Raw genomic sequence first — 19,026 nt, 5'->3', positions numbered from 1 at the left:
TTCCGGTTCGATACCCCACTCACCTCCAGGAGGTGCCCCATGCTTTCCGCTCGTTTCGTAGACGGATGTGGGGATTGTCGAGCCTGTGGCGGAGCGCCCTAGCTGTCAGTCTCGGCTGGCTGCTTTTTTCAATAGATCCATTCCGCGGGCGGCGTTTCTCGCGCCCTGCGCGGCGCGGACTTTGAACCGGGTTTCCGCGTCGAACTCGGCCAGCATTAGTGTGGTCATTTCGTCGATGAGGCGGTTCAATGGTGTGCCCCGGCTTTCTGCCAGTGCCTTCAGGCGGCGGTGTTTTTCGTCAGGAAGTCGTACGGTAAGGGCTGTCATGTCAGAGCTCCTTCAAAAAATCTTCCGGCCTAACGGGTTTGAGCCCAGGGAACTGCAGTTCCATCGCACGGAGGTCGCGCAGGTTGCGCGTTACTATGTATTGTGCAGCGCCGGCTACGGCCAGCTCGACCAGGTGATTGTCTGCTTCGTCGGGCAGGTTGGGGCGCCACAGGTAGTACACCCGCGTCCATTCGCTATAGGACAAGAGGATGTCCAGCAGTTCTGCTCTTTCTCGAGGGTTCAGGCGGCAATTCCGGAACAGCGCTGTGCGGTTCAGGACGTCTTCGTATTCCGCAAGAAGAGCGGCACCCATCAACGGGATGCAACGCTCTTGCAGGCATGCTTCGACGACCTTGCGAGAGGCGCCGATACCCATGCAGGCTCCGACAAAAACGTTGGTGTCGATGACAATCCTCATGGTGATATGGTAGCAGAAATGCCACCGTTTTTTGCTGGCATGGATATCGATTCGTCGTGGGGGTTGGTTCTTTAGACGCGGCCTGGAGCGGGGTGCTGTGGTGGTCGTCGCTCTGCCTGGTTCTTTAGGCGCGGCCTAGCATGGGGTACCTCCTTCCGGTTCGATGACCCACTCACCTCCAGGAGGTACCCCATGCTCTCCGCTGGTTTCGTAGGCGGGCGGGGGGTGTGAGGCTTGGTTTGTCGTGTGGATTGGTTCTTCTGGCGCGGCCTGGAATGGGACGCTGTGGTGGTCGTCGCCTGGCTTGGTTCTTTAGGCGCGGCCTAGCACGGGGTACCTCCTTACGGTTCGATGACCCACTCACCTCCAGGAGGCACCCCGTGCTCTCCGCTGGTTTCGTAGACGGGTGGAGAGTGTGGGTATCTGTTGGGGGCTCGGGTTTGGGGCGGGCCGGGGGCTGGCGCCGGTTTGGGCGCTGCTACAGCAGGAAGACTGTGGCCAGGCCCAGGAAGATGAAGAAGCCCAGCGAGTCGGTGGCGAAGGTGAGGAGCACCGATGAGCCGACTGCGGGGTCTTTGCCGAAGCGGTCGCGCAGCAGAGGGATGAGTACGCCCAGGGCGGCGCCGATGAGCATATTGCCTATCATGGCGGCCATCATGACGGCGGCGATGGCGGCCGAGCCGGAGATGACCCAGGCGAAGGCGCCGGTGACGATGCTGCCGCAGGCGCCGACCATGAAGGTGACGGACAGTTCGCGCTTGATGAGCTGCCAGATGTTGGAGCCGGTGACGCGGCCCACGGCCAGGGCGCGGATGATCATGGTCATGGTCTGGTTGCCCGAGTTGCCGCCGATGCCGGCGACGATGGACATGAGGAATGCCAGGATGACGATGTGGCTGACGGTGTCTTCGAAGCGCGAGGCGATGAATGAGGCGGTGGAGGCGGTGCACAGGTTGACCAGCAGCCAGGGGGCGCGGTTGCGCAGGGCGCTGATGACGGGGGCGAAGATGTCTTCTTCCTGCAGGCCGGCGCGCGACAGGGCTTGTTCTTGCGAGTCTTCCTGGATCACGTCGACGACTTCGTCGATGGTGACGCGGCCGATGAGCCGGCCCTGGTCGTCGATGACGGGGGCGGACACCAGGTCGTAGCGTTCGAAGCCGCTGGCGGCTTCGGTGTCTTCGTCGAGCGGGCCGAGGGTCAGGTAGTCGGTGTTCATGACTTCCGACACGTCGCTGTCGGGCTCGCTGACCAGCAGTGTGGTCAGGGGCAGTACGCCTTGCAGGCGATCCTGGCGGTCGACGACGAAGATCTGGTCGGTGTGGTCGGGCAGTTCGTGCAGCCGCCGCAGGTAGCGCAGCACGACTTCCAGGGACACGTCCTCGCGCACCCGCACCATGTCGAAGTCCATGATGGCGCCTACGCTGCCTTCGGGGTAGCCCATGGCGGCGATGAGCTGGGCGCGTTCTTCTTCGGTCAGGCCTTTCTGGACTTCGGCCACCACGTCGGGCGGCAGGTCGGGCACCAGGTCGGCGATCTCGTCGGCATCCATGGTGCCGGTGGCGGCCACCAGATCCTGGCGATCCATGGATTCGATGAGCGATTCCCTTGCCCAGTCGTCGACTTCCAGCAGTACGTCGGCGGCCTGGTCGGGGCCGACCAGGCGCCACACGAGCTGGCGCGGCTCGACCGGCAGGGATTCGAGGATGAATGCGATGTCGGCCGGATGCAGGCCCTGGATGACTTCGCGGATCTCGTTTTCCAGCTGGCGCTGCAGTGCGCCGTCGAGCAGGTTGGCGCGCTCGTCGTCCTCGGCCTTGTCGGCCAGTGCCTCCACCACCTCTTCGCGCTTGAACAGAACCTGCAGTTTTTGCAGCGCAAGCTGCGCGTCTTCTGGATCGAGCCTGCGGGGAATGGTGATGGGTATGGGCTCGGCGTTGGCGGAAACTTCCGGCATCTACGCTTCCTGCTCAGGCCGCGGGCAGGGGGCGGCTGTGGCGCTGCGCGTCGGTGGCCACGTAGATGAGCGTAGCTTCGGTGACTTTGACGACCTGGGCTTCGAGCCCTTGCCGTTCTGCGTAGACTTCGACCTCTATGGTGATGGAGGTGCGGCCGATTTTGATGATTTCAGCGTAGAAGCTGAGCAAATCACCGACGAAGACGGGTTGTTTGAAGGTAAGTGCGGTGACGGCCACGGTCGCCACGCGGCCGCCGGCACGCCGTGCGGCGGGGATGGAGCCGGCGATGTCGATCTGCGCCATGATCCAGCCGCCGAATACGTCGCCGTGCACGTTGGCGTCTGCGGGCATGGGCATGACGCGCAGTACCGCGTGGCGCTCGGGAGGGGGGAGGGGCGTGGAAGTGGCGTTGCTCAAGACGACTGCTCCGGTAAGCTCGCGGCGGCGACCCTGCGCGGGGCCGGTGGAAAGGCTGCCTGTTGGCGACGCTATTTTACGGCAAGGATGTTACGGCCAGAATGTTACAGAGGATGTGGCCGTGCCTGCGCTGCTGTGGCCCGAGCAGCGCCTGCCGGGGGTATGGCGGCTTGCGCTAGGGCCTGTTCATACTAAAAGGGGAGCCGCACTGGTGGGCAAATGGGCGCCAGGCTAGGCGCAGTTGGCTGCAGGGCCGCTGGCCGCAGGGCCGCGGAGCGCACAGAGTGCGAGGTCGCGGTGGCGTGTGGGCCGCGCTGTGGGGGCGCCAGATCGTGGCGCTGCCACAGCGCTGTGGCGCAGCGGCGGTTCGGGCTTTCAGCGCGCGGCGGCCGCGGCCAGCCAGCGCCGGGCCAGTTCCACCCAGTAGGTGGCCCCCAGGGGGATCAGTTCGTCGTTGAAGTCGTAGCTGCCGTTGTGCAGCATGCAGGGGCCCAGGCCGTGGCCGGCGTCGCGGTGGTCGCCGCTGCCGTTGCCGATCCAGACGTAGCAGCCGGGTTTTTCTTTGAGCATGAAGGCGAAGTCTTCGGAGCCCATGGACGGACGGATGTCTTGCAATACGTTCTGCTCGCCGACGATGGATTTCAGGACTTCGGCGCTGAAGGCGGTTTCTTCGGGGTGGTTGACGGTGGCGGGGTATTTGCGGTTGAAAGTGAAGGCGATTTTGCAGTTCATGGCCTGGCCGCCCAGCTGCGCCACTTCGGACATGCGCTGTTCGATGAGGTCGAGCGCCTGGTCGGAGAAGGTGCGCACCGTGCCGCGCATGGTGGCGCTGTTGGGGATGACGTTGTCGGCCGAGCCGGCGTGGATCTGGGTGATGCTGAGCACGGCGGGGTCGAGCGGGTCGAGGTCGCGGGTGATGATGGTTTGGAACGACTGGGCGAGCTGCACGGCGGCCATGACCGGGTCGGTGCCCAGGTGCGGCATGGCGGCGTGCGCGCCCTTGCCCTCGAGTTCGACCTGGAAGGTGTTGCTGGAGCCCATCATGGGGCCGGGCAGCACGCCGAAGCTGCCCACCGGCATGCCGGGCCAATTGTGCATGCCGAACACCGCCTGCATGGGAAAGAGCCGGAACAGGCCGTCTTCGATCATTTTGCGCGCCCCGCTGAAGCCTTCTTCGGCCGGCTGGAAAATGACGTGCACGGTGCCGTCGAAGTCGCGGCGCTGCGCCAGGTAGCGGGCCGCGGCCAGCAGCATGGCGGTATGGCCATCGTGGCCGCAGGCGTGCATCTTGCCGGGGTTGCTGCTGGCGTGCGGGAAGGTGTTGAGTTCCTGCATGGGCAGGGCGTCCATGTCGGCGCGCAGACCCAGGGCATGGCCGTTGCGGGATTTTCCGTGTATGGTTCCGACCACGCCGGTAACGCCCAGGCCGCGATGGGTTTCGATGCCCCAGGACTGGAGTTGCTCGGCTACCACGTCTGCGGTGCGCACTTCTTCGTAGGCCAGCTCGGGGTGGGCGTGCAGGTCGCGCCGAATCGCGGTGATTTCTTCTTGCCAGGCGACGATGGATTCGACGAGCTTCATGATGGCTGCCCCATAATTTATAGTAGTGTCGATGAAACTGTACGCCCTCGGGAAGCTCTGAACAAGTCGGGAGCACACGCATGGAAAATCCGGATAAACCTTGGCTCGCGCACTATCCGCAGGGGGTGCCGGCGCAGGTCGATATAGGGGACTACGCTTCGCTGGCCGATCTGCTGGATCGCGCCTGCCGCAAACATGCCCAGCGCCGCGCGCTGGCGCTGATGGGCGGCGGCCTGAGCTATGCCGAGCTGGATCGCCAGGCCGATGCGGTGGCCGCGTGGCTGCTCGCCCGCGGGCTGGCGCCAGGCAGCCGCGTCGCGCTGATGATGCCCAATGTGCTGCCTTATATGGCGCTATTGCTGGGCACGCTGCGCGCCGGCATGGTGGTGGTCAACGTCAACCCTTTGTACAGCGCACGCGAACTGGAATACCAGCTGCGCGACAGCGAGGCCAGCCTGATCTTCATACTGGAAAATTTCGCCGCCACGCTGCAGCAGGTGCCGGCCGAGGCGCGGCCCGCAGGGGTGGTGCTGGTGTCGGTGGGCGACCTGCTGGGGCTGCGCGGCAGGCTCATCGACCTGGCCGTGCGCTACGTCAAGCGGCAGGTGCCGGCCTATAGTCTGCCGGGCGCGCTGCGCTTGCGCGGCCTGCTACGGCAGGCGCCGCCCATGCCGGCGCAGCGGCCGCGCCCGTCCCTGGACGACGTGGCCGTGCTGCAGTACACCGGCGGCACTACCGGCACCCCCAAGGGCGCCATGCTGACGCACCGCAACCTGGTGGCCAATGTGCTGCAAATGCAGGCCGTGGCCCGTCCGGCGCTGGGCGATTTGTCCGGGCCGCAGCTGACCATGCTGGCGGCTCTGCCGCTGTACCACGTTTTCGCCATGACGGTTTGCGGCCTGTTCGCCGTGCATGCGGGCATGTGCTGCGTGCTGGTCGTCAACCCGCGCGACCTGCGCAGCGTCATCGGCGCCTGGCGGCGCAGCCCGGCGCATATCTTCCCAGCCGTCAACACCTTGTTCAACGGCCTGGCCGGCAAGGCCGAATTCGCTGCCCTGGATTTCTCGGCGCTGCGGCTGTGCCTGGGCGGCGGCGCGGCGGTGCAGAAAGCTGTGGCCGACAAATGGCAGGACATCACCGGCAAACCCATCATCGAGGGCTACGGGCTTACCGAGACCTCGCCCGTGGCGCTGGTCAACCCCACCAACGCCGAAGGCTATTCGGGCGATATCGGCTTTCCCCTGCCTTCCACCGAGGTGCGGCTGATCGACGAACACGATCAGCCGGTGGCCGTGGGCGAGCGCGGCGAGCTGGTGATCCGCGGGCCGCAATTGATGAAGGGCTATTGGCGCCGCCCCGAGGACACCGCCAGGTCGTTCACCGCCGACGGCTACTTCAAGACCGGCGACATCGGCATCATGAACGAGCAGGGGCGTTTTCGCATCGTTGACCGCAAGAAGGACATGATTCTGGTGTCCGGATTCAATGTGTATCCGAACGAAGTCGAGGAGGTCGCGGCGGCCCACCCCGACGTGCTGGAGTGCGCCGCGGTGGGCGTGCCCGACGCGCGCAGCGGCGAGGCGGTCAAGCTGTTCGTGGTGCGCCGCAACCCGGGCCTGACCGAGCAGCAGCTGCGCGACTGGTGCGCCGCCCGCCTGACGGGCTACAAGCGTCCGCACCAGATCGAATTCCGCAACGAGCTGCCCAAGAGCAATGTGGGCAAGATACTGCGGCGCGCGCTGCGCGACGAGGCGCCGCCGCCCGCCGCAGCCTGAACCCCGCCCTTATTTTTGAGCGCGTATCCGCATCAGGCGCCGCGCTTGAGGTGCGGCTGGATCATGGCGTCCAGCGCCACGGCCGTATGGGGGTTGCCGGCGTACACGTAGCCCTTGATCGGCCATGGGTCTTCGTGATGCATGTCTTCGGCCACGCCGCCGGCCTCGCGCACGATGGCGGTGCCGGCCGCCACGTCCCAGGGCGCCAGGCCCATTTCCCAATAGCCGTCGTAGCGGCCGCAGGCCGTCCAGGCCAGATCCAGCGCCGCCGCCCCGAAGCGGCGCACCCCGCGCGAGCCGCGGATGGCGTCCTGCAGGGTCGCCATGTACGAGTCGGCAAAGGAAAAATCGCGGAACGGCAGGCCGGTGGCCAGCACCGATTCCGACAACTGGCGGGTCTGCGAGCACGAGATGCGCCGATCGTTGAGCCACGCGCCCACCTGGTGCATGGCGGTGAAAATTTCTTCCCGGTTCGGATCGTAGACCACGCCGATCACCGGCACGTCGCGCTGCAGCGGCGCTTCTTCGACCGCCGTTCCCGCGTGCGCCACCAGGGCCACCGATACGGCGTAGTGGGGGATGCCGTGCAGGAAATTGGTGGTGCCGTCCAGGGGGTCTATATACCAAGAGGCCAGGCCCGCCGCGCTGCCTCCGGATTCTTCGGCGACGATGCCGAATTCCGGCGTGCGTTCGCTGAGCAGGCCGATGATGGCCTGTTCCGCTTCGCGGTCGGCTTGCGAGACCAGGTCGTTGCGGGCTTTTTTGTCGATGATCAGCTCGCTGCGGTCGTGGGCATAGGCCTGCAGCACCGCGGCCGCGGCATGGGCGGCGGTGACGGCGGCATCGAGGCAGGCACTGAGATTGATCTGGTTGTGAGGCATACGGATGGGGAAGTTTGGAATCAGTCCGGAATAACGCCCAAGTAAAGTATTGTGCGCAACCGTAGTGTACGCAACATTACAGCCGGCGTCGCCAGCCGGAGGGCTGCGGGAGGCCGCAGGATTATGATGCGGGCTTTACCGCAAAGGCGAGTGGCATGTCCTTCGAACCCCTGGTGCCGGCTGTCCTGGCGTACGACGAGGCCGGCACGCCGGTCAGCGAACGCTACGGCGACGTGTATCACGCCGAAATGGGGGCGCTGGCGCAGGCCGAGCACGTGTTCCTGCGCGGCAACCGGCTGCCGCAGCGCTGGCGCGGTCTCGAGGCTTTCACGGTATGCGAGACGGGTTTCGGGCTGGGCCAGAATTTCCTGGCCTTGTGGCGCGCCTGGCATGAAGACGCCCGGCGCCCGGCTCGCCTGCATGTGGTGTCTTTCGAGGCCCATCCGTTCACCCGCGCCGACCTCGAGCGCGCGCTGCTGCCGCGCCTGCCGGCCTCGGTGCGGGCCCTGGCGCGGCAGCTGATCGGCGCCTGGCCCCCGCTGCTGCCGGGCCTGCACCGGCTGGAGTTCGAGGGCGGGGCCGTTACCCTGACGCTGGCCTTCGGCAAGATCGAAAAACTGGCGCGCCAGATCGAGGCGCGGGTCGACGCCTATTTCCTGGATGGCTTCGCGCCAAGCAAGAATCCCGAAATGTGGACTCCTCGGCTGTTCGGCCAGATGGTGCGCATGGCCAACCCGGGTGCCACCGCGGCGAGCTGGTGCTGCGCCGGCAGCGTGCGCCGCGACCTGGCTGCGGCGGGCTTTCTGCTTGCCCGCGAGCCCGGTTTCGGGCGCAAGCGCGAAATGATGACCGCAAGCCTGCGGCCCACGCTATGCCTGGATCGCCCGCCGCTGTGGCGGGGCGTGCCGGTGCTGGTGGTTGGCGGCGGCCTGGCCGGAGCGGGCATGGCGCAGGCGCTGGCGCTGCGCGGGCACGAGGTCACTGTGTGCGACCCGGCGTTCGCGGCCGGCCCGGGCGCCAGCCACCGGGGGCATGTCGCGGCCGCCCTGACCCCGCTGATTTCCCGCGACGATGATCCGCGCGCCAGGCTCTCGCGCGCCGGTGCGGCGCGCGCGCTGCAGCGTTGGCAGGGCTTGCCGCAAGAAGCCCGCCCCCTGCGCTGCGGAACCTTTGAACCTTGTGCCGACGCTGCCCATGCGGAAACGCGCCGTTCGTCCCTGGCACGTCTGGATTTCCCCAGGGATTGGGTCGAATGGCTGGACGCGCCCGAGGCCTCGCGGCGCAGCGGCGTGGCGCTGCCGCGAGGCGGCGTGTTTTTTCACGATGGGCAATTGCTGCGTCCGCCGCTGCTGATCGAGGCCTTGCTCGGCCATGCCGCGGTACGGCGCCTGCCGGTCGCCGTGAGCCGCCTGGAACCCATGCCTGGCGGAGGCTGGCTGGCAAGGGATCAGGCGGGGCGGGAGCTGGCTCGGGCTCCCGTGGCCGTTCTGGCCAACGCCATGGGTGTTCCGGCGCTATTGGGGCACCTGCCCGAGGCGCAGCCGCTGCTGCGGCCGCGCGCCATGCACGCCGTGGCCGGGCAGTTGGACTACTACGCCTTGCCGGCGGGGCTGGCGCCGCGGGTGATCCTGGCCGGCAACGGATATTGCCTGCCGGCGGTCGAGGGGATCAACGTGGCCGGCAGCACCTATGTGCCGAACGCCACTTCCTGCGCCACTAGTGCCGAGGGCAGTCGCGAGATACGGGACAAGCTTGGCGCCCTGCTGCACGTGCCTGGCGAAGAGCTGGCCGGCCTGCGACATCCGGCGGCGGCCTGGGGAGGATGGCGGGCGGTGGCGGCGGGGCGCATGCCCTTGATTGGCCCTGTGGCGGCCTTGCCCGGGCTCTGGCTGGCCTGCGCGTACGGGTCTCGGGGGCTGACCTGGTCGGCCCTGGCCGGCGATGTCGTGGCGGCCAGCCTGGACGGCGAGCCGGTACCGGTGGAGCGGGAACTGCTGCGAGCCGTTGCCGTTTGCTGAAATGGATTTGCCGGGGCGGGGCTTGCTGAACCGCGCGAACCAGGCCCGTCGTCGGGGTTTTCACCGCATCCGATGGGGCCGGCTGCAATCCGTTCCGTCCCGCATGGCGAAGCGCGATTTTATTTTATAGCGTAAATCCGTCAAAATAGCACTTTTTGATGCGCCAGGGGCTGGAGCCCGAGGATTGCACTGTGCCGCCCAAGTCCAACCTTGCTCATGTAATGCCGCTTACTTCCTTGAAATTCCTTACCGCGAAAGCGAATCGCGCCGATTTCGTCGTGGACGACCTGCAGCTGCAGATCGAGGCGCATGCGCCCGGGGTGTATCGCCTGCGCTGCGGCGCCGGCACCACCCTGGAAGAGCGGCCCGCGGGCAAGGGGCGGGCGCCGGCCGCCGAAATGCTGCTTGCCCGGCCCGAGGCCGTGGGCGAGCTGGCAGTCAGCTCCATCGTGCACGAGGGCGGACAGGGCTGGCGGCTGGAACAGGGCGATGTCGCGTTGCAGATATCCTCGTCGCCGATGCAGTTCGCCCTTTACAAGGGCGAACACTGTGTGCTTCGCAGCGAGGCCGAGGCCACGCTGGCGCGCGAGGCCGAAGGCGATGCCTGCGTGTGGCAGCTAAGCCTGGAACTGGACTGCGACGAAGCGCTGTGCGGGCTGGGCGAGACCGCGGGCGACCTGGATCGCCGCGGCCAGTACCTGGTGTCGGATCTACCCGAGATGCGCGTGCTGCCGCTGGCCTGGAGCCCGCGCGGCTGGGGCCTGTATGTGAATGCCGTAGGGCGTGTCGAGCACGACCTGGCTCATGAGCATCCCGATTACTACTCGGTCTGCGTCCATGACCGGGTGTTCGATGTGTTCTTGTTCGTCGGCGAACCCACCGAGATATTCAACCAGTATTCGGCGCTTACCGGCCGTGCCGGGCAGCCCGGCCTGTGGCCCATGGGTGTGTGGCTCGAGCAGGGGCCGCAGCAGTCGCTCGAAGAGCTGGGCAAGACTGCCGGGCAATTCCGCGCCGAAGGCTGGGCGCTGGATGCCGTCAGGCTGGCCGCGCCGGCGCTTTGCGGCTTCCAGGCGGACAAGCCCGTTTACGAATGGGATGCGCATCGGGTCGCCGACCCGCGCGCGCTGGTCTCGGGCCTGCAGGCTCTCAATCTGCAACTGGCTGCGCCCACTTTCCCGGGGGTGCTGGCCGACACGCTGCTGTTCCAGGAATGGGAAGACCGCGGCTGGCTGCTGATCGAAGATGCCAGCGGCGAAGCCCATCGCTGTGCGGGCAATGAATATAGCGGCGGCAAGCCCTTCGGCCTGCTCGATCTGACCCACAAAGACGTCTACAAGCTGTGGTCGGAACGCCAGCGGCAATGGGTCGATGAAGGCCTGGGCGCCCCGGTGTGCGACGCCCAGTACGACATTCCCGACGGCATCACGGCCCGCAGCGGCGAGGCCGGCGCCGCGCTGCGTACGCTTTATCCGTTGCTGGCGCGCCGCGCCCTGTTCGATGCGGTGGCCGGCCACAAGACTCCGCAGGAAGGCGTCATCTTCAGCAACGACCTGTTTCCGTCGGTGCAGCGCTTCCCGTGGCAGTCCGGGCCGCGTGTCACGAACGACTGGGCCGGCCTCGAACACACGCTGCGCACGGCGTTGTCGCTGGGCGCCAGCGGCGTTCCCGTACAACTGCATGGCCTGGGTTCGGCGCATCATGCCACTGCCGGCATGACGCCGGAACTGTATGTGCGCTGGCTTGCCATGAACGTGTTCTCGGCCAATTTCGCCTTCCAGGGCGCGCCGGGGCTGCTGCCGGGCGATTTCGACGACGCCACGCGCGAGCTGGTGCGGCATTGGCTGCAGTGGCGCTACCGCCTCGTGCCGTACGTGCTGGGCATCGTCGAAGATGCCGTGCGCACCGGCCTGCCGGTGCAGCGCTCCATGGCGCTGTCCTTCCCCGGCGACCCCTTGGCGCACGCCTGGGACACCCAGTATCTGCTGGGGCCGGCGCTGCTGGTCGCCCCGGTGCTGCAGCCGGGCAACGAGGTCAAGGTCTATCTGCCGCGCGGCGATGCGTGGTGGGACTTGAACACCGGCTGGCGCTACGAGGGCGGCACCACCTGGACGGTCGAGGCCGGCCTGGACACCCTGCCGATATTCGGCCGCGAAGGCCACATGCTGTGCCTGGGCCCCACGGCGCAGCACACCGGCGAGTTCAATTCCGCCCGCATCCTGGACGAGGTCTGGATGTTCGGCATGCCCGAGCACAGCCCGGTGGTCATGCGCAACAAGATACGCGTCATGCAGATGCAGGGTTCCAGCTACATCAAGGGCCTGGAAGGCCTGCGGATCCTGCCCTCCGAAGGGCTGGAGGTCAAGCGCCGCGGTGCCGAGGTGCGCATTTCGCGGGCCCGCTAGGCGCGGCGCCGGCGCCCTGTGGCCCATGTGTGCTCTCAGGCATCCGCGGGCCGTTCGATGCCTATGACCAGCCCCGGATCGAACAGGGCGTTCTCGTTCACGCCGTCGCGGGCATAGCCGCGCGGGTTGCACACCACCCGCGTGCCGCGCACCCGGTAATCGAAGCTGTCGTGGGTGTGGCCGTGTATCCACAGGGCCACGCGATCCGCGTCCATGAGATTGCTCAGGTCGGACACGAAACAGGTATTCAGCGGCGACTGTGCGTAACGGGGGTGGACGCTGCCCGGCGCGGGCGCGTGATGAGTGATCACCACGGTCGGCTGCCCCGTGCCCCGCTCCAGCTGTTGCGCCAGCCAGTCGCGCGATCGTTGGAACAGTTGTTCTGCATCGCCTGGCGTGAACAGGCGTTGGGCATCGCCGCCGCAGCGGATGCGGCTGAAGTCGCGCAGCATCGTCAGCGCCTCGCGGTGCGCCCGCTCGCGCACCTGCGCGCCGTACAGCATGAAGTCGGTCCACAGCGTGGCGCCCAGGAAGCGCACCCCGCCGAGTACCAGCGCTTCATTTTCCAGCACGTGTATAGGCGTGCCGCGGCACAGGTCTTTCAGTTCCTGCTGCGTGCCGCTGATCGACCCGCCGTAGTATTCGTGGTTGCCGGTGACATAGATTACTGGCCGGCCCAGGCCCAGGGCCCACTGCACGGCCTGCTGCGGGCGGGCTATGTCGCCGGCCAGCACCACCACGTCGGCGCCGGTCTGCGGTAGTTGCAGGCCGGATACGCTCAGGTGCAGGTCGGAAACGATGTGCAGGCGCAAGGCGCTAGGGTGGGGCATGGGCGGGCCTACTCGGTGCGGGTCGGAAATGGTCGCGGCGCGGCTCGTCCATATTACCGCCTTGTGGCCAACTGAAATCAATGCTGGGCGTTAGAATGTTTGTTTCCGTGCCATCCCTGTCTTGCAGCATCGCCAGGCCGCCCGCACAGGGCACGGGCTTCCTACCTTGAACCCTGGGGGTGCGCGGCGCCGCGCCCCGGAGCACTCGATGAACGGTACCATCAATTCGGCAACCGCCAACTGGAATCTGGATGCCATCGTTTCGGATCTGCGCAAGGCGCGCCAGCAGTGGCGCGAGCCGCGCGGGCGCCTGAACCGCCATCCGGGAGGACGCGAATTCCCTTCGCAGGAAAGCCTGCGCGAAATCATCAAGAGCCTGTCGGGCGCGATGTTTCCCATGCGCCTGGGGCCCATAGACCTGCGTGAAGAGGTCGAAGATTTTTACGTCGGGCAGACAGTGGGCACGGCGCTCGACGCGCTGCTGCACCAGGTCTGCCTGGAACTGCGCTACCGGCATCGCGCAGAGCCCCTGCCGGCTGCCGAAGTCGAGCGCCAGGCGGTGGAAATCGTGCGCCAGTTCGGCGCGAAACTGCCGTCGGTGCGCCAGGTACTGGATCTGGACGTGACCGCAGCCTACCAGGGCGACCCGGCCGCGCGCAGCGTCGACGAGGTGCTGCTGTGCTACCCCGGCGTGATCGCGGTGCTGTACCATCGCCTGGCCCACGAGCTGTACGCGCTGGGCCTGCCGCTGCTGGCACGCATGGTGGCCGAGATTGCCCATGCCGACACCGGCATCGACATCCACCCGGGCGCCACCATCGGGCGCAGCTTCTTCATCGACCACGGCACCGGCGTGGTGGTCGGCGAAACTGCCATCATCGGCGACCGGGTGCGCCTCTACCAGATGGTGACGCTGGGCGCCAAACGCTTCCCGCCGGGCGAGAACGGCGAGCTCAAGAAGGGCCTGCCGCGCCACCCGATCCTGGAAGACGACGTGGTGGTGTATGCAGGGGCCACCATCCTGGGCCGCATCACCATCGGGCGCGGCTCTACCATCGGCGGCAATGTCTGGCTCACGCACGACGTGCCGCCGGACAGCAACATCACCCAGGCCGGCGCGGTGGACGTCGAAGTGCCCAACTGCGGGCTGGGCGGATAGCGTGCCGCACCCGGCGACAAGCAAGGCGCCGCTGGCGCGTCGGGTAGGCACGGAGCTTTCGACATGCCCAGGGCTGCATGGCATGTTCGCGGCATGCCGCAGCCTGCGCGTGCCCGCCTCGCTTGCGGTTTCTTCAGTTTCTTCAGTTTCTTCGGTTTCCAGTCGGGGAGCCTGCGCAAGTGGCTGAGCTCTCCGACCTGAAAGCTTTTGTCGATAAGTACGAAAAATTGTTCGCGCTGACCGGCGCGGGCTGCAGCACCGATTCCGGCATTCCCGATTATCGCGATGCCGGCGGATTGTGGAAGCGTCCGCCGCCGATGGATTTCCGCTCCTTCATGGACTACCCCTTGCGCCGCGCACGCTACTGGGCGCGCAGCATGGTGGGGTGGCGCCGCTTCAGCGCGGCGCGGCCCAATGCGGCGCACTTCGGCCTGGCCGAACTGGAGCGGCGCGGGCGCGTGGCGCTGCTGGCCACGCAGAACGTCGATGGGCTGCACCAGGCCGCCGGCAGCCTGCATGTCATCGATCTGCACGGCAGGCTGGATCGGGTGCGCTGCATGGAATGCGGCCTGTTGCGGCCGCGCGGCGAGCTGCAGCGCGAACTTGAAGACCTCAACCCGCAATGGTGCAACCTCGAGGCCGCCGACGCGCCCGACGGCGACGCCGAACTCGAAGGCCTGGATTTTTCCAGTTACGCCGTGCCGCCGTGCCCGCGCTGCGGCGGCATCGTGAAGCCCGATGTGGTGTTCTTCGGCGAGAACGTGCCGCGCACACGTGTCGAGGCCACCCTGGCGGGCCTGCGGCAGGCCGACGCGGTGCTGGTGGTCGGCTCGTCGTTGATGGTGTATTCGGGCTACCGCTACATCAAGGCCGCGGCGCAGGACGGGCTGCCCATCGCGGCTCTCAATCTCGGCCGCACGCGTGCCGATGGCTTGCTTTCCTTGAAGGTGGAGCAGCCTTGCGCGGCGGCGCTTGCATGGCTTACGGCTTCCGGCGCTGTGCCGCCGGACGCGGCCGCAGCGTCCGATGCCGCGGCCCTGAGCCGTTCTTGACCGCTGGCTGCAGAGGCTTGTTCTTGCAGCGTTTTTTCGCAATGTTCGCGGACTATCCCAAGGCTTGTCCACAGAAGCTGGGGACAACTGCGTATCGGCGTTATGGCTGCGGATCGTGCGACCAGTGCTCCAGCCGTTGTTGCCGGCCACCGTCGGTGGTGTATTTCAGCGCGTCCGCGAAGACCAGTATTTCGCTGCCCGCCTGCAGGGTGTGTACGGTCGCGCCGGGCTCCGTCTCGAGCTTGCCGCTTACGCGATGGTCGGTGGCAAGCCGGCAGCCGCGCAAATTGCCATCGTTCCACAGCGTAGCGGCGCCCCGCGCGCAAGGCCAGCCCTGCACCGGCTGATTCTCCGTCAGCCGAACCAGCCAGTATGTTTGCTCGTATTCGGCGCGCAGCATATGTCCGTACAGTTTTGTTCCGCGCCATGTCATGCCGCTGGCGGGAAGCTGGATCTCGTCCATGCTTTCCTGTGTGACACGAGTACGATCTTCGGGGGCATTGAGATACAGGTAGACGGTGGTGCCGGCAGGCAATTCGAGCTCGCCGAATTTTTGTGCGGCGGCCAGATGCCAGACCGGACGCCGGGATTTGAATTCTTGCTGTTCGTGGGCATCCATCAAGGGGCGCACCGGCAGCGCCACGATCGCCGCCGCCAGCGCCGGCATGCACGCCAGCGAGTCAGAGGCCGACGGATCCATGATGTCGCAGCCGCCGCACCCGGCAAGCAGCATTGCTGCCAGCCCAGGCGCCATGAGTCTGGATAATTGCGCAAGCCGCCTCATGCGCCTTTCACCCGGGGAATTGATAAGACTGGCATTATAGGTTGCTCCGTATTGGCGAACAGCAGCAGCGTGGCCAGCGCGGCTCATGGGCGTAGGGGCCATCGGGTAGGCGGAAAGCCTCTTTGAACATTGGGCTGCAAAGCAAAAAGCCCACCGGGCAGGTGGGCTGGATGCTTGATTTCGCTGGCGGTTTTTGGTGGGTCGTGCGCGACTCGAACGCGCGACCATCGGATTAAAAGTCCGGTGCTCTACCAACTGAGCTAACGACCCGTATGGACGAAAACAACCGGCGAAAGAGCGAAATTATGCGCAATCGGGCCCGGGCTGTCAAATTGAAGCGGGGGCGTGCGCGCAGCACCATTGCTGTCGCAGCGCCCCGGTGCTCTGGCTCGTCAGCGCGATACGCGCAGGGTGCGGGTCGCGCTCAGGCGCTTGTTGCCATCGGTCAGGCGTATGGTTACCTGGCGGGCGCTGAAGCCGTCGGGCAACTGCACGCTGCCGCGCACGAACACGTATTGCTGCAGGCTGGTGTCGCCGATGGGCAGAGTGATATTGGCGTGTTTGCCGCTGGTGTAATTGCCGGCGACGACCAGTTCCAGGGTGCCCTGGTAGGTGGCGATCTTTTTTGCCGGATCTTGCATGATGAGGATCTGATAGTCCAGATTGCCGGCATTGTTCTCGAAGGCGGCCGAGCGTATGCCCGGCGACGTGCCGCGCGGGCCGGGCGGCATGGCATTGACGAACAGCTGCAGGTCGCTGGCGGTCTTGGCCACTTGGGCCTGGGCCTGCTGCACCTGGGTCGTCAGGCTGCCGATCTTGCTGCGGGCGGCGCTCAGGTCGCGCGTGGCCTGGTTCAGTTGCGACTGCAGGCGCTGCTTGTCCAGGTTGCTGTTGTTCAGGTCGTTGTGCAGCTGTTCGGACTGCTCTACCGTAAGCCGTGGCGGCCCGTAGTTCTTCTGCAGGAACAGCAGGCCTCCGGCGCCTAGCACGACGCCCGTCAGCAGCAGTACCAGCCAGCGCGGCACACGGCGCGTGCGGCGCGTGCTGCCGTAGGCGGTGGGTTTGAAGGCGGGGCGCTTGGAGGAACCAAAACCGGGCATTGTAGAGATATCCTGTATGGCTTGCGGCATGCCCTTCCGGCGGACAGGGGGAGCCGAAAAAATTTTTAAAGCTTAGTCTGGAATTTGATGCGCAAGCGGTGACAGATGGTTTTGCTTGCGTTTTTCCGGATTTTGATACATCCGGGCCGCGGCGGCGACCCCGTCAGTGTAGCGTTGCTGGCTTGTGATATCCACCCTGGTGGGGCAGGGGCGCCATGCTTGCTTGCGGGCTCGCTGCCCGAAGCGGCCGGTCGCGCGGCTTGGCCCGGAGCCCATATGCTTGCCGGTATGGCGCTTTTTGCCGTGTCAACAGGCCTTGGGGCTTGCTGCCGCGCTCGCGGTTCCGGCGCGCGCGCCCAGCAGGCAGTCTATTTCGCGTAGCCGCTGCGGCGTGCCGACGTCGATCCAGGTGCCCTCGTATACCCGGCCCGCCACCTGCCCGGCCCGCATGGCCTGGCGCAGCAGCGGGGCGAGCGGTGCCGGCCGGTCTTTTTCCAGGCCGGAAAAGAGCGCCGGATGATAAACGCCGATGCCGGAATAGGTATACCGCCGCGTGTCGGATCCGCTGGCGGCCGCCGCACCGCGCGCAGTTCGGGCGCCGGGATGCGCATCGGCCGCCGTATGCGAGCCGGCGCCGCCCATGTCGGCAGCGCCGGCGTCCCGACTGGCGGCGGCTTGCGGCGTGTCTGTGGCGGGGTCGCGCAGCATGCCGTCGGCCTGCAGCTCGAAGTCGCCCCCCGGATGGTGGGGCGGATTGGGCACCAGCAGCAGCCAGGCCTGCAGGCCTGCCGCGGCCAGTTCGGTTTGCCGGCCCAAGGCTTCGGCCGGATCCCACTCGCACCAGATATCGCCGTTGACGACCAGAAAGGGCTCGCCGCGGAAGAATTCCAGGGCTTGGGCGATGCCCCCGGCAGTCTCCAGGGCCTGCCTTTCCGCGGAATACGAGATACTAGCCCCGTAGCGCCGGCCGTCGCCCAGGCGTTCTTCGATAAGCCGACCGAGCCAGGCATGGTTGATGATGATCTCGCGTATGCCGGCGCGCACCAGGCGTTCGATGTGCCAGACGATCAGGGGCTTGCCTGCCGCCGACAGCAACGGCTTGGGCAGGGTGTCAGTCAGGGGCCGCATGCGCTCGCCCCGGCCGGCGGCGAGAATCATGGCGCGCATCAGAAGGTGTATCCGCTGGTGACCTGGCGGTCATCGATGCGGTCGAGCAGGCGCAGCAGGGGGAAGAAGACGCTGTAGCGCGAGGCGACCTGGCGCACGTAGGCGTTGACGCGAGCCATGTGCTGCAGATAGTGGCGCTTGCCGTCGCGGTAGGCCAGGCGGGCGAAGACGCCGAGTATGCGCAGGTTGCGCTGCAGGCTCATCCATTCGTAGGCGCGGTGGAAGTCGGCGAAGTCGGCGGCAATGCCGATGCCGGCGGCGCGTGCGGCTTCCCAGTAGCGGATCGCCCAGTCGAGCTGCTGCGGTTCTTCCCAGGTGGTGCGCGCGTCCATGACCAGCGAGGCGAGGTCGTAGGTGAGCGGGCCGGCCAGGGCGTCCTGGAAGTCGATGATGCCGGGGTTGGCGCCGTGGCGCGGCGTCTCGCACAGCATCAGGTTGGGCGAATGGAAGTCGCGGTGCACCAGCACGGTGGGCTGGCGGACATTGTCGGCGATCAGCGCGGCAAAGGCTTGTTGCAGGATATCCTGGTCTTGCGGGCCGAGTTCGGCGCCGCAGTGCCTGGTCGCATACCATTCGGGGAAAATGGCCAGTTCCTGGGCCAGGCGCTGCGGATCGTAGGAGGGCAGGCCGGTGGTGGCCGCCCGCTGCATACTGACGAGCGCGGCCAGGGCCTGCCGATACAGCGCCTGCAGGCGCGCGTCGTCCAGGCCTTCCTGGATGGCTTGGTAATATGTTTTTTCACCTAAGTCGGACAGCAACAGCAGGCCCAGCCGCAGATCTTGCGCTAAGATGTTGGGCACATTCAGGCCGGCGTCCCGCAGCAGGCCGTCCACGTGCAGGAAGGGGCGGCAGTCTTCGTGTTCGGGCGGCGCATCCATGACGATGGCCGTGCGGCCGTCCTGGCCGTGGACGCGGAAGTAGCGGCGAAAGCTCGCGTCGCTGGAGGCCGGCGCAAGGCTGTCGGCGTCCAGGCCGTGGGCCGGGGCGACCTGCCTCAGCCAGTTCTGTACGGCGGCAAGCCGCGGGTCGGGACTGGAATTCAAAGTTACTCCATGAAAATGCGCCCTGCGGGAGGCGGCAGCCGGCCCGGCCGCCTCGGAGCTTCCCTGGGCTGCGTTGTTCTCTATAATACCGGGTCGCCGAGCGTTGCGGGCGGT

The 19,026-nt window shown here is 66.6% G+C and carries 16 protein-coding genes and 1 tRNA gene; 5 read left to right on the top strand and 12 right to left on the bottom strand.

From position 1 onward, the window contains the following. Positions 1-105: 105 nt before the first annotated feature. The 5 genes from CEY11_RS11975 to CEY11_RS11955 form a co-directional block, all read right to left on the bottom strand. Positions 106-327, bottom strand: a complete 222-nt coding sequence (locus CEY11_RS11975; protein WP_088603611.1) for a toxin-antitoxin system HicB family antitoxin — start codon at positions 325-327, stop codon at positions 106-108. Position 328: 1 nt separating this feature from the next. Continuing rightward, on the bottom strand, positions 329-745 hold the full coding sequence (locus tag CEY11_RS11970) for a putative toxin-antitoxin system toxin component, PIN family (protein ID WP_088603610.1): 417 nt from the start codon (positions 743-745) through the stop codon (positions 329-331). 478 nt (positions 746-1,223) lie between these two features. Next, entirely contained in the window at positions 1,224-2,699 is a 1,476-nt protein-coding gene (gene mgtE, locus CEY11_RS11965; RefSeq protein ID WP_088603609.1) for a magnesium transporter, read from the bottom strand. A 13-nt stretch (positions 2,700-2,712) separates the two neighbouring features. Next, complete coding sequence (locus tag CEY11_RS11960; RefSeq protein WP_088603672.1) at positions 2,713-3,057, bottom strand: acyl-CoA thioesterase; 345 nt, start codon at positions 3,055-3,057, stop codon at positions 2,713-2,715. Positions 3,058-3,492: 435 nt separating this feature from the next. Further along, positions 3,493-4,698, bottom strand: coding sequence for a M20 aminoacylase family protein (locus CEY11_RS11955; RefSeq protein WP_088603608.1), 1,206 nt, complete (start codon positions 4,696-4,698; stop codon positions 3,493-3,495). A gap of 80 nt (positions 4,699-4,778) precedes the next feature. Here CEY11_RS11955 and CEY11_RS11950 point away from each other — a divergent pair, with 80 nt between their 5' ends. Then, positions 4,779-6,473 carry an AMP-binding protein gene (locus tag CEY11_RS11950; protein ID WP_088603607.1) on the top strand — a complete coding sequence of 565 codons (1,695 nt, stop codon included), beginning with the start codon at positions 4,779-4,781 and terminating at the stop codon, positions 6,471-6,473. A 32-nt stretch (positions 6,474-6,505) separates the two neighbouring features. On the opposite strand, the gene CEY11_RS11945 is transcribed toward CEY11_RS11950, so the two are convergent. Next, entirely contained in the window at positions 6,506-7,354 is an 849-nt protein-coding gene (locus CEY11_RS11945) for an inositol monophosphatase family protein (protein ID WP_088603606.1), read from the bottom strand. Between the two features lie 155 nt (positions 7,355-7,509). Between CEY11_RS11945 and mnmD the strand changes: the two genes are divergently transcribed. Next, positions 7,510-9,372, top strand: coding sequence for a tRNA (5-methylaminomethyl-2-thiouridine)(34)-methyltransferase MnmD (gene mnmD / locus CEY11_RS11940; RefSeq protein WP_088603605.1), 1,863 nt, complete (start codon positions 7,510-7,512; stop codon positions 9,370-9,372). A 191-nt stretch (positions 9,373-9,563) separates the two neighbouring features. Further along, entirely contained in the window at positions 9,564-11,777 is a 2,214-nt protein-coding gene (locus CEY11_RS11935; protein ID WP_088603671.1) for a glycoside hydrolase family 31 protein, read from the top strand. A 35-nt stretch (positions 11,778-11,812) separates the two neighbouring features. On the opposite strand, the gene CEY11_RS11930 is transcribed toward CEY11_RS11935, so the two are convergent. Continuing rightward, positions 11,813-12,688 (bottom strand): metallophosphoesterase, encoded by an 876-nt coding sequence (locus CEY11_RS11930; protein ID WP_332888366.1) that lies wholly within the window; start codon positions 12,686-12,688, stop codon positions 11,813-11,815. A gap of 127 nt (positions 12,689-12,815) precedes the next feature. Here CEY11_RS11930 and epsC point away from each other — a divergent pair, with 127 nt between their 5' ends. Then, complete coding sequence (gene epsC, locus CEY11_RS11925) at positions 12,816-13,766, top strand: serine O-acetyltransferase EpsC (protein ID WP_088603603.1); 951 nt, start codon at positions 12,816-12,818, stop codon at positions 13,764-13,766. A gap of 179 nt (positions 13,767-13,945) precedes the next feature. Next, a complete protein-coding gene (locus CEY11_RS11920) occupies positions 13,946-14,818 on the top strand; it encodes an NAD-dependent protein deacetylase (RefSeq protein WP_233154844.1) in 873 nt (290 codons plus the stop codon). A 100-nt stretch (positions 14,819-14,918) separates the two neighbouring features. Here CEY11_RS11920 and CEY11_RS11915 read toward each other — a convergent pair whose 3' ends face one another. From CEY11_RS11915 to CEY11_RS11895, 5 genes are all read right to left on the bottom strand, one after another. Beyond that, complete coding sequence (locus CEY11_RS11915; RefSeq protein ID WP_088603601.1) at positions 14,919-15,551, bottom strand: hypothetical protein; 633 nt, start codon at positions 15,549-15,551, stop codon at positions 14,919-14,921. 245 nt (positions 15,552-15,796) lie between these two features. Then, positions 15,797-15,872 (bottom strand) — tRNA-Lys (locus tag CEY11_RS11910). A 122-nt stretch (positions 15,873-15,994) separates the two neighbouring features. Then, entirely contained in the window at positions 15,995-16,702 is a 708-nt protein-coding gene (locus CEY11_RS11905; RefSeq protein ID WP_088603600.1) for a DUF6776 family protein, read from the bottom strand. A 306-nt stretch (positions 16,703-17,008) separates the two neighbouring features. Beyond that, positions 17,009-17,869, bottom strand: coding sequence for a nucleotidyltransferase family protein (locus CEY11_RS11900; RefSeq protein ID WP_088603599.1), 861 nt, complete (start codon positions 17,867-17,869; stop codon positions 17,009-17,011). Continuing rightward, the gene (locus tag CEY11_RS11895) at positions 17,869-18,912 is read right to left on the bottom strand and encodes an aminoglycoside phosphotransferase family protein (RefSeq protein WP_088603598.1); all 1,044 of its coding nucleotides are present in this window, start codon (positions 18,910-18,912) and stop codon (positions 17,869-17,871) included. The genes CEY11_RS11900 and CEY11_RS11895 overlap by 1 nt, the downstream gene beginning before the upstream one ends. Positions 18,913-19,026: the final 114 nt, after the last annotated feature.

The organism is Candidimonas nitroreducens (assembly GCF_002209565.1).
GTDB lineage: Bacteria > Pseudomonadota > Gammaproteobacteria > Burkholderiales > Burkholderiaceae_B > Candidimonas > Candidimonas nitroreducens.
Note: the sequence above shows the minus strand (reverse complement) of the source record. Positions and strands in the feature narration are given on the sequence as shown.

Coding starts and splice junctions, on each gene's coding strand:
- CEY11_RS11960 (WP_088603672.1), bottom strand. CDS start 3,057: ATGCCCATGCCCGCAGACGCCAACGTGCACGGCGACGTATTCGGCGGC.
- mgtE (WP_088603609.1), bottom strand. CDS start 2,699: ATGCCGGAAGTTTCCGCCAACGCCGAGCCCATACCCATCACCATTCCC.
- epsC (WP_088603603.1), top strand. CDS start 12,816: ATGAACGGTACCATCAATTCGGCAACCGCCAACTGGAATCTGGATGCC.
- CEY11_RS11900 (WP_088603599.1), bottom strand. CDS start 17,869: ATGCGCGCCATGATTCTCGCCGCCGGCCGGGGCGAGCGCATGCGGCCC.
- CEY11_RS11970 (WP_088603610.1), bottom strand. CDS start 745: ATGAGGATTGTCATCGACACCAACGTTTTTGTCGGAGCCTGCATGGGT.
- CEY11_RS11955 (WP_088603608.1), bottom strand. CDS start 4,698: ATGAAGCTCGTCGAATCCATCGTCGCCTGGCAAGAAGAAATCACCGCG.
- mnmD (WP_088603605.1), top strand. CDS start 7,510: ATGTCCTTCGAACCCCTGGTGCCGGCTGTCCTGGCGTACGACGAGGCC.
- CEY11_RS11905 (WP_088603600.1), bottom strand. CDS start 16,702: ATGCCCGGTTTTGGTTCCTCCAAGCGCCCCGCCTTCAAACCCACCGCC.
- CEY11_RS11975 (WP_088603611.1), bottom strand. CDS start 327: ATGACAGCCCTTACCGTACGACTTCCTGACGAAAAACACCGCCGCCTG.
- CEY11_RS11945 (WP_088603606.1), bottom strand. CDS start 7,354: ATGCCTCACAACCAGATCAATCTCAGTGCCTGCCTCGATGCCGCCGTC.
- CEY11_RS11950 (WP_088603607.1), top strand. CDS start 4,779: ATGGAAAATCCGGATAAACCTTGGCTCGCGCACTATCCGCAGGGGGTG.
- CEY11_RS11915 (WP_088603601.1), bottom strand. CDS start 15,551: ATGCTGCTTGCCGGGTGCGGCGGCTGCGACATCATGGATCCGTCGGCC.